Origin of the sequence: Catenuloplanes atrovinosus, assembly GCF_031458235.1 — a bacterium.
Taxonomy (GTDB): domain Bacteria; phylum Actinomycetota; class Actinomycetes; order Mycobacteriales; family Micromonosporaceae; genus Catenuloplanes; species Catenuloplanes atrovinosus.
The window spans coordinates 5,724,623-5,739,108 of record NZ_JAVDYB010000001.1 but is presented as its reverse complement, the minus strand read 5'-3'; the positions used below and the strand labels follow the sequence as shown (position 1 = coordinate 5,739,108).

The 14,486-nt window shown below is 73.4% G+C and carries 11 protein-coding genes and 1 pseudogene; 6 read left to right on the top strand and 6 right to left on the bottom strand.

Annotated features, from left to right (window positions below):
• Window positions 1–39: 39 nt before the first annotated feature.
• Both J2S41_RS25335 and J2S41_RS25330 read left to right on the top strand, forming a co-directional pair.
• Window positions 40–435, top strand: coding sequence for an SCO5389 family protein (locus J2S41_RS25335; RefSeq protein WP_310371137.1), 396 nt, complete (start codon window positions 40–42; stop codon window positions 433–435).
• The gene (locus J2S41_RS25330; protein ID WP_310371135.1) at window positions 435–1,376 is read left to right on the top strand and encodes an LLM class flavin-dependent oxidoreductase; all 942 of its coding nucleotides are present in this window, start codon (window positions 435–437) and stop codon (window positions 1,374–1,376) included. The genes J2S41_RS25335 and J2S41_RS25330 overlap by 1 nt, the downstream gene beginning before the upstream one ends.
• Here the strand turns inward: J2S41_RS25330 and J2S41_RS25325 are convergent.
• The 3 genes from J2S41_RS25325 to lpdA form a co-directional block, all read right to left on the bottom strand.
• A complete protein-coding gene (locus J2S41_RS25325; RefSeq protein ID WP_310371133.1) occupies window positions 1,334–2,230 on the bottom strand; it encodes a TIGR01777 family oxidoreductase in 897 nt (298 codons plus the stop codon). The two genes, J2S41_RS25330 and J2S41_RS25325, sit on opposite strands and share 43 nt — an antisense overlap.
• A 122-nt stretch (window positions 2,231–2,352) precedes the next feature.
• Window positions 2,353–4,176: a 2-oxoglutarate dehydrogenase, E2 component, dihydrolipoamide succinyltransferase gene (sucB, locus tag J2S41_RS25320; RefSeq protein ID WP_310371131.1), complete on the bottom strand. Its 1,824-nt coding sequence runs from the start codon at window positions 4,174–4,176 to the stop codon at window positions 2,353–2,355.
• 44 nt (window positions 4,177–4,220) lie between these two features.
• Window positions 4,221–5,636: a dihydrolipoyl dehydrogenase gene (lpdA, locus tag J2S41_RS25315; RefSeq protein ID WP_310371129.1), complete on the bottom strand. Its 1,416-nt coding sequence runs from the start codon at window positions 5,634–5,636 to the stop codon at window positions 4,221–4,223.
• A gap of 152 nt (window positions 5,637–5,788) precedes the next feature.
• Here lpdA and J2S41_RS25310 point away from each other — a divergent pair, with 152 nt between their 5' ends.
• Entirely contained in the window at window positions 5,789–6,112 is a 324-nt protein-coding gene (locus J2S41_RS25310; RefSeq protein ID WP_310371127.1) for a hypothetical protein, read from the top strand.
• Window positions 6,113–6,169: 57 nt separating this feature from the next.
• Here the strand turns inward: J2S41_RS25310 and J2S41_RS25305 are convergent, their stop codons facing one another.
• A complete protein-coding gene (locus J2S41_RS25305) occupies window positions 6,170–7,723 on the bottom strand; it encodes a leucyl aminopeptidase (RefSeq protein ID WP_310371125.1) in 1,554 nt (517 codons plus the stop codon).
• Between the two features lie 133 nt (window positions 7,724–7,856).
• Here J2S41_RS25305 and gcvT point away from each other — a divergent pair, with 133 nt between their 5' ends.
• Window positions 7,857–8,945 carry a glycine cleavage system aminomethyltransferase GcvT gene (gene gcvT / locus J2S41_RS25300; protein WP_310371123.1) on the top strand — a complete coding sequence of 363 codons (1,089 nt, stop codon included), beginning with the start codon at window positions 7,857–7,859 and terminating at the stop codon, window positions 8,943–8,945.
• Window positions 8,946–9,681: 736 nt separating this feature from the next.
• On the opposite strand, the gene J2S41_RS25295 is transcribed toward gcvT, so the two are convergent.
• Together J2S41_RS25295 and J2S41_RS25290 are read right to left on the bottom strand one after the other, a co-directional pair.
• Window positions 9,682–10,443 (bottom strand): adenosylcobinamide-GDP ribazoletransferase, encoded by a 762-nt coding sequence (locus tag J2S41_RS25295; protein WP_310376524.1) that lies wholly within the window; start codon window positions 10,441–10,443, stop codon window positions 9,682–9,684.
• Between the two features lie 985 nt (window positions 10,444–11,428).
• Window positions 11,429–13,321: pseudogene (locus J2S41_RS25290) on the bottom strand (bifunctional adenosylcobinamide kinase/adenosylcobinamide-phosphate guanylyltransferase); the annotation flags it as partial.
• A 118-nt stretch (window positions 13,322–13,439) separates the two neighbouring features.
• Here J2S41_RS25290 and J2S41_RS25285 point away from each other — a divergent pair.
• Complete coding sequence (locus tag J2S41_RS25285) at window positions 13,440–13,640, top strand: hypothetical protein (protein WP_310371121.1); 201 nt, start codon at window positions 13,440–13,442, stop codon at window positions 13,638–13,640.
• 8 nt (window positions 13,641–13,648) lie between these two features.
• On the top strand, window positions 13,649–14,434 hold the full coding sequence (locus J2S41_RS25280) for a site-2 protease family protein (protein ID WP_310371118.1): 786 nt from the start codon (window positions 13,649–13,651) through the stop codon (window positions 14,432–14,434).
• Window positions 14,435–14,486: the final 52 nt, after the last annotated feature.

Below are 14,486 nucleotides of genomic sequence, written 5' to 3'. Positions count from 1 at the left end.
TGGGTAACTGATTCACGGGCAACACGTTAGGAGAACCGTATGTCCCTCGACGTACCCACCGCCCTGCTTGACCGCGTGGAGCGGGGCGAGGTCGTCAACGACGCCGAGTTCGTCGACGTCGTCCGCCAGTCGCTGCCGTACGCCTGGATGATCGTGTCCGAGGTGGCGTCCCGCTCCGCCGCGAGCGACGGCGAGTTCGAGGACCACGCCGTCCCGCCGCCGAGCGAGAAGGAGCGTGGCCAGCTGCTGCGCGCGCTCGCCAGCGACGCCATCCGCGGCGGGCTGGAGCGTCACTTCGGCGTGAAGCTCGCGTTCCAGAACTGCCACCGGGTTGCCGCGTTCAAGCTCGCGGCGGTGGGTGGCGAGACGTACCAGCGGTTCATCTCGCCGACCGCGCAGATCGCCAACCAGAGCCCCGAGCTGCGCGACTGCTGATGTCCGGTCCCGATGCCGAGTCGCCGGTCCGCCGGCGGCTCGGCCTCTTCCTGCTCGGCGCGCACGGGCCCGCGTCCGTACCGTCGCTGGCGCGTGCGGCCGAGGAGGCCGGGCTGGACGACGTGTGGCTGGCCGAGCACCACTTCACGGCGTACGGCACGCTGCCGTCCGCGACGGTCGCGGCCGGCCACGCGCTCGGCGCCACCCACCGGATCGAGATCGGCACCGCCGCCTGCGTGCTCCCGGCCCGGCATCCGGTGGCGCTCGGCGAGGAGGCCGCGCTGCTGCACGAGCTGTCCGGCGGGCGGTTCCGGCTCGGCGTGGCGCGCGGCGGCCCGTGGGTGGACCTGGAGGTCTTCGGCACCGGCCTGTCCCGGCGCGAGCGCGGCTTCCCGGAGTCGCTGGACCTGCTGTGCGCGTGGCTCTCCGGCGCGCCCCGGGTCGGGTTCCACGGCGACTTCCACAGATTTCGGGAGGTGGCGGTCTCGCCGCGCGCGGCCGTGCCGGTCTGGGTCGCGGCGACCACGCCCGCGACCGTGGAGGTGGCGGCCCGGCGTGGGCTGCCGCTGCTGCTCGGCGTGCACGCCGACGCCGCGGAGAAGGCGGACCTGCTGGCGCGCTGGTCCGCGACCGCGGCGGCGCACGGGCACGACCCCGAGCGCGCCGACCACGCCTCCGTGCACCTGGCCCCGGGGCCGGCGCCGATGCTGGAGGAACTGCTCGCGCGCACCCGCGACTACGTGCGCATCGACGGCTCGCCGCCCGCGCACCGCGACCTGGACGCCTACGCGGCCCGGCTCCGCCGGATCCACGAGACGATCGAGGAGCCACCGGGGGTACGCCGTACGCTGCTCATGGTCGAGGCGGCCGGCGACCTCGGCGCGGTGGAGGAGGCGGTCTACGCCAGCGCGGCCCGGATGGCGGCCGGCAGCGTCGGGTGACGGAACTCGTAGCCCGCCCGCCGCAGCACGCCCGGCAGCGCGCGCGTGCTGGCCAGGATCTCGGTGGAGAACTCGCCCAGCACCGCCTGCAACGCGAACGCGGGCACCGGGATCAGCGCGGGCCGGTGCAGCGCCGCCGCCAGCTCCCTGGTGAACGCCGCGTTCGTGGCCGGGTCCGGGCCGACCACGTTGACCGGGCCGGCCAGGTCGTCGCGCTCCAGCAGGAACACGGTCGCGCCCACCCAGTCGGCCAGTGAGATCCACGGGATGTACTGCCGGCCGTTGCCGATCTTCCCGCCCAGCCCGGCCCGGAACAGCAGCACCAGTGGTTGCAGCAGGCCGCCGCGCTTGTCCAGCGGCAGGCCGGAGCGCAGGTAGACCACGCGCACGCCGGCGTCCTCGGCCGGGCGGGCCGCGGCCTCCCACACCCGGCACAGGTCGCCGAGGAAGTCGTCGGCGGCCGGCGCCTCCTCCTCGACCGGGGTGTCGCCGGTGTCGCCGTACCAGCCCTTCGCGGAGCCGTTGAGGAAGACCTTCGGCCGTTCGCTCTCGGGCAGCGCGGCGATCGCGCGGGCCAGCGTGCCGGTGGTGTCCACCCGGCTGCTGCGCAGCTTGCGCTTGTACGACGCGGTCCAGCGCTGGCCGCCGATGCTGGCACCGGCCAGGTTGATCACCGCGTCCACGCCGCGCAGCGCGGCCGGGTCGAGGTGGCCGGAGGAGGGCTTCCACGGGATCTGGTCGCCGGTCTCCGGCGTACGCCGCACCAGTTGCCGCAGATCGTGCCCGTCCGCCGCTAGGCGCTCGCGCAGCGCCGTACCCAAGAAACCTGACGCCCCCGCCAGCAGAATCCTCATGGAGCCATCATTCCCTGAAGATCGGGCGTTCACTCGACCTGGGGGCGGCCGGGGCGGAAGCCGGGCGGGGGCGAACCCCGGCGCGCGGCCGGGATTCGCCCCCAGGTTGAGCTACGAGTGGATCAGAGGCCCAGCTCGGCCTCGAAGTTGCCGGCCTCCAGCCGCTCCTTCATGGTGCTGAGGAAGCGGGCCGCGTCCGCGCCGTCCACGATCCGGTGGTCGTAGGAGAGCGCCAGGTACATCATGGAGCGCGGCACGATGATCTCGCCCAGCTCCGGGTCGTCCACGACCACGGCGCGCTTCACGATCGCGCCCGTGCCCAGGATGCCGACCTGCGGCTGGTTGATGATCGGCGTGTCGAAGAGCGCGCCCCGGCTGCCCGTGTTGGTCAGCGTGAACGTGCCGCCCGAGATCTCGTCCGGCCCGATCTTGTTGTTCCGGGTACGGTCCGCGACGTCCGCGATGCGCTTGGCCAGGCCGCCCAGGTTCAGGTCACCCGCGTCCTTGATCACCGGGACGATCAGGCCCTTCGGCGTGTCCACCGCGATCGCCAGGTGCTCGGCGTCGTGGTAGGTGATCGTGCCGGCCTCCTGGTCGATCCGCGCGTTCACCACCGGGTGCTGCTGGAGCGCCTCCACCGTGGCCAGCGCCAGGAACGGCATGAACGACAGCTTCACGCCGTGCCGCTGCTGGAACGCGTCCTTCACCTGGGCCCGCAGCTTCGCGATCTTGGTCATGTCGACCTCGACCACGGTGGTCAGCTGCGCCGAGATCTGCAGCGACTCGACCATGCGCTTGGCGATCGTGGCGCGGGTGCGGGTCATCTTCTCGGTCCGGCCACGCAGCGGGCTCGGCGCCGGCTTGGCCTTGGGCTCCGCGGCGGGGGCCGCTGCCGCCGCCGGGGCGGGAGCGGGCTTGGCGGCGGCCGCCTTCGCCTTCTCCGCGGCGTCCAGCACGTCCTGCTTGCGGATGCGGCCACCGACGCCGGTGCCGGTCAGCGAGCCGAGGTCGACGTTGTGCTCGGCGGCCAGCTTGCGGACCAGGGGCGTCACGTACGCGGCCTCGCCCTCGTCCGCGGCGCCGTTCGACGGCGCGGACGCGACGGCCGGGGCCGGCTTCGACTCGACCTTGGGCGCGTCGGCCTGCTTCGGGGCCTCCGCGGGCTTCGGCGCCTCGGCCGGCGTCGAGGAGGACGGGGCCTCCGCGGCCGGGGACGGCGTCGCGTACGACTCCGCGACGGGCTTGGCCGGGGCGGCCGGGCCGGGCTCCGGCGCCTTCTCCGCCGCCTTCGGCGCGGCACCGCCGGCGGCGCCGATCACGGCCAGGGCCGCGCCGACCTCCGCGGTGTCGTCCTGCTGGACCTTGATCTCCAGCAGCGTGCCCGCGGCCGGCGACGGGATCTCGGTGTCGACCTTGTCGGTGGAGACCTCGAGCAGCGGCTCGTCGACCTCGACCGGGTCGCCGACCTCCTTGAGCCAGCGGGTGACCGTACCCTCGGTCACGCTCTCGCCCAGCGCCGGCATGGTCACCACGGTGCCCTCGCCGCCGCCGTTGCCGTTGCCGCCGTCGCTACCGGAGGACGGGGCCGGGGCCTCCAGGTTCTCCGGGGTGTCCGCCGAGGTGGACTGCTCGGTGCGCGCCTCGACGGCCGCGTCGTCCGTGTCCTGCTCGTCCGCGTCCGGGGCCGGTGCGGCGGCGGGCGCGTCACCCTCGCCGCCGATGACCGCCAGCTCGCTGCCGACCTCGGCGGTTTCGTCCTCGTTCACCAGGATGCTGGTCAGCACGCCGGACGCGGGGGACGGGATCTCGGTGTCGACCTTGTCGGTGGAGACCTCGAGCAGCGGCTCGTCCGCCTCGACCGTGTCGCCGACCTGCTTCAGCCAGCGCGTGACGGTGCCCTCGGTGACGCTCTCGCCGAGCCGGGGCATGGTGACCGATACCGGCATGTCTCAAGACTCCTTAACAAGCAACCGCGACGGTATGTTCAAGATCAGGCGTGTGCGTGCAGCGGCTTGCCCGCCAGGGCCAGGTGCGCCTCGCCCAGCGCCTCGTTCTGGGTGGGGTGGGCGTGGACGAGCTGAGCGACCTCGCCCGGGAACGCCTCCCAGTTGTAGATCAGCTGCGCCTCGCCGATCAGCTCACCGACGCGCGCACCGACCATGTGGACGCCGACGACCGGGCCGTCCTCCACGCCGACCAGCTTGACGAAGCCGGTGGTCTTGAGGATCTGGCTCTTGCCGTTGCCGCCCAGGTTGTAGTTGTACGTCTTCACCTTGTCGCCGTACTGCTCGCGGGCCTTCGCCTCGGTCAGGCCGACGGACGCGATCTCCGGGTTCGAGTACGTCACCCGCGGGATGCCCAGCTCGTCGATGACGGCCGGGTTCTTGCCCGCGATCTCCTCGGCCACGAAGATGCCCTGCTGGAAGCCGCGGTGCGCGAGCTGGAGGCCGGGCACGATGTCGCCGACGGCGAACACGTTGGGCACGTTGGTGCGCAGGCGCTCGTCGGTGAGGACGAAGCCGCGCTCCATCCTGATGCCCTGCTCCTCGTAGCCCAGGCCCTGGGTGCGCGGGCCGCGGCCGACCGCGACCAGCAGCAGCTCGGCCTCGACGACCTCGCCGCCCTGGATGGTGGCGCGCACGCCGTTCTCGGTCTTCTCGACCTTCTCGAACGGCTTGCCGACCTTGAAGTTGATCTTCCGCTTGCGGAACGCGCGCTCGACGGCCTTGGAGACCTCCGCGTCCTCCGCGGCGACCAGGCGGGGCAGCGCCTCGATGATGGTGACCTCGGCGCCGAACGAGCTCCACACGCTGGCGAACTCGACGCCGATCACGCCGCCGCCCAGCACGATCACCGACTTGGGCACGCGGTCCAGCTTCAGCGCGTGCTCGCTGGTGATGATCTTCTCGCCGTCCACGTCCAGGCCCGGCAGCGTCCGGGAGAACGACCCGGAGGCGAGCACGACGTTGCGGCCGACGTAGCGATTGCCGTTGACCTCCACCGTGTTCGGCGCGACGAGCTTGCCCTCGCCCTCGACCACGGTGATCGACTTGTTGCCGTTGAGCATGCCGGACAGGCCCTTGTACAGACGGGAGATGACACCGTCCTTGTACGAGTTCACCCCGGCCATGTCGATGCCGTGGAACTCAGCCTTCACGCCGAACTGCTCGGACTCCCGGGTCTCGTCCGCGACCTCGGCCGCGTGCAGCAGCGCCTTCGTCGGGATGCAGCCGACGTGCAGACACGTGCCGCCCAGCTTGTCCTTCTCCACCAGGGCCACGGTCAGGCCGAGCTGGACCGCGCGGAGCGCCGTGGCATAACCACCGCTGCCGGCGCCGAGAATGACGATGTCGAAGGTTTCGCCGTTCGGCTGGCTCACAGTCAACTCCCAAGTCGCGTCGCTCATACGACGGTCATGCTGTCGTAACGTGCATGGTGCCGTGCCCATCCTGTCACTTGTGGAAGGGGGCCGCGTAGGGAGGTGCCCAGGAACACGTCCCCTGGCAGTACCCTTGCCTGCAAGTCGCCCGTGACGGTTGCGGATGGGGGAGACACACGGTGGCCTGGTTCAGGCGGCAGAAGAAGTCGGGCGGGGGCTCGGTTGCCCGAGCGGCGCAGAATGAGGCCCTGGAACACCTCGCACAGTTCGTGACCTCGCGTACCGGTGTCGAGGTCTTCATCGAGCCCAAGACGACCGTGACCGAGACCACGGTCATCCTGATAGCCCACGACGGCGAGTGGACCCGCCGTCGCATCGACTCGCCCGAGGGCGCGCGGCGGTTCGCGCACAGGATGGCGATTCCCGTGTACGACATTCAGCTCGTGGGCTATCCGCAGCGCATGCGCGATTACAACGAGCGTCGCAAGCGCGCGTCCTCCTGACCGCGAATCTATCGCTGATCCGGGCGCCCCGGTGACGGGACGCCCGGAATCGCGTGCTCAGCCGTTCGCGACCACGTCGTCGATCAGCGCGACCAGCGTGCGCACCGGCACGCCGGTGCCGCCCTTGGTCCAGTAGCCGGTGGCCTCGCCGGTGTGGAAGCTCGGGCCCGCGATGTCGATGTGCGCCCAGGCCACGTCCTCGGTGACGAACTCGCGCAGGAACACGCCGCCCTGCAGCATGTGCCCGGCCCGGTCCATGCCCGCGTTGACCTGCGAGATGTCCGCGACGTCCGAGTCCATGCCCTTGCGCACGTCGTCCGGCAGCGGCATCGGCCAGGCCGGCTCGCCGACCAGCTCGCCCGCGGCCTTCACCCGCTCGGTCAGCTCCGCCGTGCCCATCACCCCGGAGATCCGCTTGCCGAGCGCGATGACCTGGCCGCCGGTCAGCGTGGACGTCTCGAACAGGTAGTCGGTGCCGTCCGCGCAGGCCCGCGCCATCGCGTCGCCCAGCACCATGCGGCCCTCGGCGTCCGTGTTCAGCACCTCGACCCGCTTGCCGTTGAACATCGTGACCACGTCACCCGGCCGGTACGCCGAACCCGACGGCATGTTCTCCGCGATCGGCAGGTAGCCGGTCACCGGCACGGCCGGCTTCAGCTCCGCCACCGCCAGCAGGGTGGCCGCGACCGCGGCGGCACCGGCCATGTCGGACTTCATCTCCCACATGCCCGCGGCCGGCTTGATCGAGACGCCGCCGGTGTCGAACGTGATGCCCTTGCCGACCAGCGCGACCCGCTTGGCGCCCGCGGCCGGGGACTGCGGCGTGTAGGTCAGTTTCACCAGGCGCGGCGGGGCCTCCGAGCCGAGGCCGACCGCGAGAATGCCGCCGTATCCGCCCTCGGCCAGCGCCTTCTCGTCCAGCACCTCGACCTCGAGCCCGGCCTCGCGGCCCGCGGCCGCGACCTGCTCGGCGAACTGGGGCGGGCGCAGCTCGTTCGGCGCGGCGTTCACCCAGTCGCGCGTGCGCACCACGGCGGACGCCACCGCGGACGCCCGCGCCAGCGCCGCGACCAGCCCGGCGTCGGCCGCGTCCGGCACCACGACCCGCACGGTCCCGACCGGCTCACGGCGGCCCGGCTGCGGCTTCGTCTTGTACCCGGCGAACCGGTACGACCCGAGCACCGCGCCCTCGGCGACGGCGCCGAGCGCGGCCGGGCCGTCCGCGTCGTCCGGCAGCGGCAGCGCCAGCGCCACGGTGCCGGCACCGGCCAGCGCGCGCACCGCGGTCCCGGCCGCGCGGCGCAGCGCCTCCGGCTCCGGCGCGGCACCGGACGGCTCCGGGCCCAGGCCGACGGCCGCGACGATCGGCGCGGTCACCGTGCCTAGGGTTGCGATCTTGGTCACCTCACCGGCGCTGCCGGACGCGCCCAGCAGCCGCAGCGTCTCCGCCAGCCGGCCGTCGAACGCAGCCGTGATGCTCTCCGCGCCGCTGGCGATCAGCAGACCGGACGGCTCGTCGTCGCGGCTGTGCACGCCGATCACGACGGCGTCGACGGCAAGCTCGGCGGGGTCGCTGTCCACCAGGTGCAGGGAGGGATTGGGCTGAGTCACTCGGCTTCTCCGACGTCTGGGCGGCGTGCGGGTGCGCATCCGCTGGTGTGGTCGTCTGCGAGGCGTACCCGCTGGACAACATCATGTCCCGCCGATGCTAACCAGATGGTCGGATGCGGGTAAGTTGCCACCCATGAAGAGATCTCCCCTGCACGACCGGCACGTCTCCCGGGGCGCGAAGTTCGCGCCGTTCGGAGGCTGGGAGATGCCTCTGGAGTACGCGGACGGCGGCGTCATCGCCGAGCACACCGCGGTCCGCGAGAACGTCGGCGTCTTCGACGTGTCCCACCTCGGCAAGGCGCGCGTCACCGGGCCCGGCGCCGCCGCGTTCGTCAACGCCTGCCTCACCAACGACCTCGGCCGCATCGGCCCCGGCCGCGCGCAGTACACGCTGTGCTGCGACGACGCCACCGGCGGCGTGGTCGACGACATCATCGCCTACCTGCACGGCGACGACCACGTCTTCCTGATCCCGAACGCGGCCAACACCGCCGAGGTCGTCCGCCGCCTCACCGAGGCCGCGCCCACCGGCGTCAGCGTGCGGAACGAGCACGACGCGTTCGCGGTGCTGGCCGTCCAGGGCCCCGCCTCGCCCGCGCTGCTGGCCACGCTCGGCCTGGACACCGGTCACCAGTACATGAGCTTCGCCCCGGCCCGGCTGGCCGGCGCCGACATCATCGTGTGCCGGACGGGCTACACCGGCGAGATCGGGTACGAGCTGGTCGTACCGGCGGAGTCCGCCACCGCGGTCTGGGACGCGCTGTTCGACGCGGACCCCACGCTGAAGCCGTGCGGGCTCGGCGCGCGCGACACGCTGCGCACCGAGATGGGCTACCCGCTGCACGGCCAGGACCTGTCGCTGGACATCACGCCCGTGCAGGGCCGCTCCGGCTGGGCGGTCGGCTGGACCAAGCCCGCGTTCTGGGGCCGTGACGTGCTGCTCGCCGAAAAGGAGTCCGGCCCGCGCCGCGTGCTCGTCGGCCTGGAGGCACAGGGCCGCGGCATCCCGCGCGCCCACATGGACGTCTACGCCGGCGACGCCCGCGTCGGCGAGATCACCAGCGGCACGTTCTCCCCGACGCGCAAGGTCGGCATCGCGCTCGCCCTCCTCGACACCGTCCCCGGCACCTCCCTCGGCGACACCGTCCACGTCGACATCCGTGGCCGCCGCACCCCCATGACCATCGTCAAGCCGCCCTTCGTCACCACCTCGGTGCGCTAGCCCGCCGGCCGGGCGGCCCGCCGGTCGCACCGTCCACTGCCGGCCCGGTACGGCCGTGGGTGCCGTCCCGGCCGGCTCGCGCGGAGGCCGCCGCTGGAAACGCGGGCCCGCGGCCGCGAACGCCCCAGCGGCTCGCCGCCGCGATACTCAACGTCGCGCCCTCCGCGGCGCGCCGGCTGCCGCTCGCCGCTCGGTCCGTGCTCGGGCGCGCCGCGCCCGATCTGCTCCGAGACGGTCGCGCCGCGCCGCGCCCGATCTGTTCCGAGGTGGTCCGCCGCGCCGCGCCCGATCTGTTCCGAGGTGGTCCGCCGCGCCGCGCCCGATCTGTTCCGAGGTGGTCCGCCGCGCCGCGCCCGATCTGTTCCGAGGTGGTCCGCCGCGCCGCGCCCGATCTGTTCCGAGGTGGTCCGCCGCGCCGCGCCCGAAATTTCGGTATATCGTCAGTAATTCGATCGATGACTTTTCATCTATGTGAGCCTCCGGCACGTAATTTCGCTCGAATTACGTGCCGGAGGCTCACAAAGTGAGTTGATCATCGGCGCGACCTGATGGTCACCCGCGCGGTCCGAAGCCGAAATATCCCCCCGGCGATCCGCGGAGCGTGACTGGTCGGCGGAGCCAGAGTGGTCCGCGGAGCGAGAGTGTGCCCGGAGCGGGTGGTGCCCGGAGCGAGAGTGTGCCCGGAGCGAGAGAGCGGTCTGCGAATCCCGGGAGGGGTCCGCGCAGCGAGGAACGATCACCGGAGGGCGAGGGTGATCAGGGCGACGGTGGTGGCGAGTTCGAGGGAGGCGCCGAGGATGTCGCCGGTGATGCCGCCGAAGCGGCGGTGGCACTGGCGGAGGAGCAGGTGGGTGGCGGTGAGGGCGAGGATCACGGCCAGCGGGCCCTGCCAGGGGCGGCCGGGGACGGCGGGTACCGAGATCGCCACGGTCGCCGCGGTGCCGAGTGCCAGCGGGACCGGGGGCACGGTGTCCGCGACCAGGGCGCCCAGCCCGGTCGGGCGGGCGGGGGGCAGACCCCGGCGGCAGGCCCAGGAGATCGCCAGGCGCCCGGTGCCGTAAGCGGTGCAGACGGTGGACAGCACGGCGACCGGTGCGGCGTCCGGTAGCGCGGTGAGCGCGGCGGCCTGGGTGAGCAGCGCGAGCGTCACGGCGGCCACGCCGAACGGGCCGATGTCCGGCTTCTTCATCACGGCCAGCCCGGCCTCGCCGGCGCGGTAGGAGCCGAGCGCGTCGACGGTGTCGGCCAGGCCGTCCAGGTGCAACGCGCGGGTGAGCAGCGTGGACAGGCCGAGCGTGACGGCCGCGGCCAGCAACGTGGGGGCACCGGCCGCGTCGAGCAGCAGGAGGATGCCGGCGAGGAGCGCGCCGAGCGGGAGCCCGACGGCCGGTGCGGCGGTCATGGCTACCGCGGCGGTCCGCCGGTCGACGATGCCGACCCGCACCGGTACGACCGTCAGCGTGGTCACCGCCAGTCGCACGCCGTCCACCAGCAGCACCCACCGCCCGGCCGCCGCATCGCCGCCGCCCGGGGAGACCGCGGGTGCGGCAGGCCCGCCGCCGGAGGGTTCCGGGGCGGGCCTGGGCGCGGGATCGTTGTGCGGGGTGGGCAACGGGTCAGCGGCGCGTGGGGGCGTCCGGGTCGTCGGTGCGGCGCGGATTGCCGAAGCCGGGGAGCCAGGAGGTGGAGTCCTCGTCGTCCTCGGTACGGGACGTGCCGCCGGTGGAGATGACCGTGGTGGCCTCCGGGTCGTCCTTGGGCGGTACCCGGAACGCCGTGGTCGGTGACTCGTCGGCCGGCGGCGCGACGGAGAAGACCGCGGTGCGCTCCGCGTCGTCCTCGGTCGCGTCGGCGGTGCGGGACGGGAAGGCCGCCGCGCCGGCGCCGCCGGAGGTCGCGCTCTCGGGGAGCCGGATCACGGCCGTCTCATCGGCGTCCGACCCGCCGGCGCCGGTGATGACGGCTGTCGTGTCGGCGCCGGCACCCCTCGTGCCGATGCCGGGTCCCCCGTCGTTGCCGGTGCCACCAGCGCCGGTGATCCCGGTGGTCGCGTCGTTACCCGCGCCACCGGCACCGGAGCCGGAGACGTGGGTCGTCACGTCACTGCCCGTGCCACCGGCCCGCGCGATGTCGCCGGTCGTGGCCGCGCCGGAGCCACCGGCGCCCGGCAGGACGGTCGTCGTGTCGTTGTCCGTGCCACCGGCAGGAGTGATGCCGCCGGTCGTGGCCGCGGCGGAGCCACCGGCGCCCGGCAGGACGGTCGTCGTGTCGTTGTCCGTGCCACCGGCAGGAGTGATGCCGCCGGTCGTGGCCGCGGCGGAGCCGCCCGCGCCCGGCAGGACGGTCGTCGTGTCGTTGTCCGTGTCCTTGGAGTCCGTGTCGCTCGTCGAGTCGCCGGTGACCACGCCGACCGCGCTGGCCAGCGCGACGGCCGCATCGTCACCCGACGCGGCCCCGGAGTCGCCCGTGGACGCCGCGCCGGAGTCCGACGAGGAAGTGGAGGTGGCGGTGGACCCCGCGGACAGCGCCGCCTCCGCCAGCAGCCCGGCGGCTCCCGCCGACGCGGCCCCGGCCGCGGCCGTCGCGTCCAGACCCTCCGCCGGCCACGACGCGTCCCCCTCGGCGGACGACATGGACGGTGCGGCATCCCGCGGCGGGATGGAGGCCGCGAGCGCGATCGCGGAGCGCAGCACCGGCAGCGCGGCCAGCGCGGCCGTGCCCTCGCCGAGGTCGAGCCGCATGGTGAGGACCGGCGTGAGGCCGAGGACGTCCGCGGCGAGCTTGACGGCCGGGTCGCCGTTGTGGTCGGGGAGCAGGCACCAGTGCCGGGCCTGGCCGGCCAGGTCGCGGCTGACCAGGGCGGCGGCCACGCCGACCGGGCCGTCGAGGAGGACGGGGGTACGGCGGGCGGTGGCGCCGAGCAGGATGCCGGTGACCACGGCGATGTCGCCGCCGCCGACCTCGGCCAGGATGTCCTTGGCCTCGCGCCCACCCTTGCGCACCCGCTGCATGGCGTCGCGGACGGCGGCGCACCGGGCCATCCAGGCGTTGTCGTCGAAGTCGCCCTCGGGGGTACGGACCAGCGGCAGCACGGCGGACGGCTCCGCGCCGGCGGTGGCGGCCAGCACGGCTGCCGCGGCGGCCGGGGTGCCGGCCCCGGACGCGGCGATGACCAACAGATCGGCGCCGCTCTCCACGGCCTCCTCGGCGAGCCGCCAGCCGACCCGGAGCGCGTGGTCGACCTGGGCGAGCGTGAGGGCGGGACCGTCCTCGATGGCGGCGGACGCGGGCGCGTCCACGACCTGGAGCGTGGCTCCGGCGGCCGTGGTGAGCTGGGCGAGCGCGCCGATGCCGAGCCGGGCCTGCGCGGTGCGCCGGTTGGACTCGCCGTCCGGGGTGCCCGCGGACGCGCCGCCGGCGTGGTCGCCCTGGACCAGCAGCACCCGCACGGACTGCCAGGGGCGCGGCGTGTCGGTGCCCTGGGTGGCGGCGGCGAACCGGACCACGCCGGCCAGCTCGCCGAGGCCGGTGCCGGCCAGGTCGAGTGTGGCGAGCCGGTCGAGCGCGGCCGGTCCGGCCTCGTCGTCCGGCAGCGGCAGCTCCATGTTGGGCTGGATGACCAGGCCGGTACGCACCATCGGCAGCGCCTGCGTCGGCCCGCGCAGCACGTCCTCGGGCGAGGAGGCGGCGGCGGGCGCGGGCGGCGCGGCGACCGGCGTGATCACCTCGGGCAGCACGATCGGCGCGGGCACGTCCGGCAGCGCCGCGGGAGAGGCGGCGGCGGGCGCGGTCGCGGGCTCGGTGGCGGAGGCGTCGGCGGAGCCCTTCAGCCACGTCGGCTGCCCGGCCACCACCAGCACCACCGCGTCCACCGCGGCGGCCATCGCCTGGTTGATGGTGCCGACCGCGTCCGCGAACGCGCGGCCGAGCGTGGTCGTCGGCACCAGCGACAGCCCGACCTCCGGGCTGACCAGGATCAGCCGCGCGGCGCATCCCCGTACCGCCGCGGCGAGTTCTTGAACGGTCTTCACGTCGTCGGCGGGCTGGTGTGCCGGGTCGAGCAGCACGCCGGCCCAGCCGCCCAGGTCGTCGACGAGCAGCGTCTCGTCCGGCTTCGCCTCGGTGAGCGCGGTGATCAGCCGGCCCGGGTCCGTGCCGACCTCGTCCGTCTCCCAGGTCTCCGGGCGGCGCTCGCGGTGCGCGGTGATGCGGGCCGCCCACTCCGGGTCGTCGGGGGAGTCCGACAGCGAGACGGGGGCGGACGTGGCGAGGTAGCGGACGTTGGTCGCGCCGGACACGAGCGACTCGGCGAACTCCGACTTGCCGGATCGGATGCCGCCGAGCACGAGAAGGGTGTTCCACCCGTCAACGGACATGACCCGTACCTTAGAGCGATCCGCTGTGCGCGGTCAGCCGGGCCAGCCGACTACGCTTGTGCACGTGGCCTTCGATCCCGCCAGGGACGGGTGTCCGGCGATGAGGGGAGACGCGCTTATGCCGTGGAACTGGCGTTACGAGGACTCGGACGGCAAGCCGGTGGAGGGCCCGTCGGAGGCGTTCTCCAGCCAGGCCGACGCGGAGTCCTGGATCGGGCAGACCTGGCGTGAGCTGCAGGGGAGCGGCGTCAGCACGGTGGTTCTGGTGGAGGACGACCGGGTGGAGTACTCGATGAGTCTGCAGCCGGTGCGCGAGTGAGCGACCGGATGGGCAACCTCGTCATGGGGGTGCCGCGGGAGGCGTTCCGCCCCAGCCCGATCTTCCTCGGCCTGGTGGCGCTGTTCGTGACCGCCGGCGTGATGGCGTGGAGCGGCTTCGGCAACGTCGCGTTCGACGTGTTCCTGCTGGTGGTGACCGGCTGGCTGATCTCGCTGTGTGTTCATGAGTACGCGCACGCGCTGGTCGCGTTCCGGTCCGGTGACATCGACGCGGCGCACCGCGGCTACCTGACGCTGAACCCGCTGAAGTACAGCCACCCGCTGCTGTCCATCGTGCTGCCGGTGATCGTGGTGGTGCTCGGCGGCATCGGCCTGCCCGGCGGCGCGGTGTGGGTCAACCACGGCGCGCTGCGCAGCCGGCTGCGGTCGTCGCTGGTCAGCCTGGCCGGCCCGGCGACGAACCTGGTGTTCGCGGTGCTGCTGGCGCTGCCGTTCGTGTTCGGCGTGACCGGCGAGACGCACACCGAGTTCTGGGCGGGCATCGCACTGCTCGGGTTCCTGCAGCTCACCGCGTCCGTGCTGAACCTGATCCCGGTGCCGGGCCTGGACGGCGGCAACATCCTGCGGCCGTGGCTGCCGTTCTCCTGGAAGCGGACCTGGGACGTGATCGCCCCGTTCGGGTTCATCATGCTGTTCGCGCTCCTGTGGAACCCGACGATCGGCGGCGCGTTCTTCTCCGTCGTCTTCACGCTGGGCGACCTGATCGGCATGCCGTCGTACCTCTACGGCGACGGCTTCGCGCTGCTGCGCTTCTGGAGCTACTCGGCCGACTGATCAAAACCTCGAAGAAGCCGCGCGGGTACGACGTACCCGCGCGGCTTCTCGG

What these genes read in the sequence shown, in the direction of transcription:
- J2S41_RS25335 (WP_310371137.1), top strand. Translation starts at nt 40, where the DNA reads ATGTCCCTCGACGTACCCACCGCCCTGCTTGACCGCGTGGAGCGGGGC.
- J2S41_RS25330 (WP_310371135.1), top strand. Translation starts at nt 435, where the DNA reads ATGTCCGGTCCCGATGCCGAGTCGCCGGTCCGCCGGCGGCTCGGCCTC.
- J2S41_RS25325 (WP_310371133.1), bottom strand. Translation starts at nt 2,230, where the DNA reads ATGAGGATTCTGCTGGCGGGGGCGTCAGGTTTCTTGGGTACGGCGCTG.
- sucB (WP_310371131.1), bottom strand. Translation starts at nt 4,176, where the DNA reads ATGCCGGTATCGGTCACCATGCCCCGGCTCGGCGAGAGCGTCACCGAG.
- lpdA (WP_310371129.1), bottom strand. Translation starts at nt 5,636, where the DNA reads ATGAGCGACGCGACTTGGGAGTTGACTGTGAGCCAGCCGAACGGCGAA.
- gcvT (WP_310371123.1), top strand. Translation starts at nt 7,857, where the DNA reads ATGAAGAGATCTCCCCTGCACGACCGGCACGTCTCCCGGGGCGCGAAG.
- J2S41_RS25285 (WP_310371121.1), top strand. Translation starts at nt 13,440, where the DNA reads ATGCCGTGGAACTGGCGTTACGAGGACTCGGACGGCAAGCCGGTGGAG.
- J2S41_RS25280 (WP_310371118.1), top strand. Translation starts at nt 13,649, where the DNA reads ATGGGCAACCTCGTCATGGGGGTGCCGCGGGAGGCGTTCCGCCCCAGC.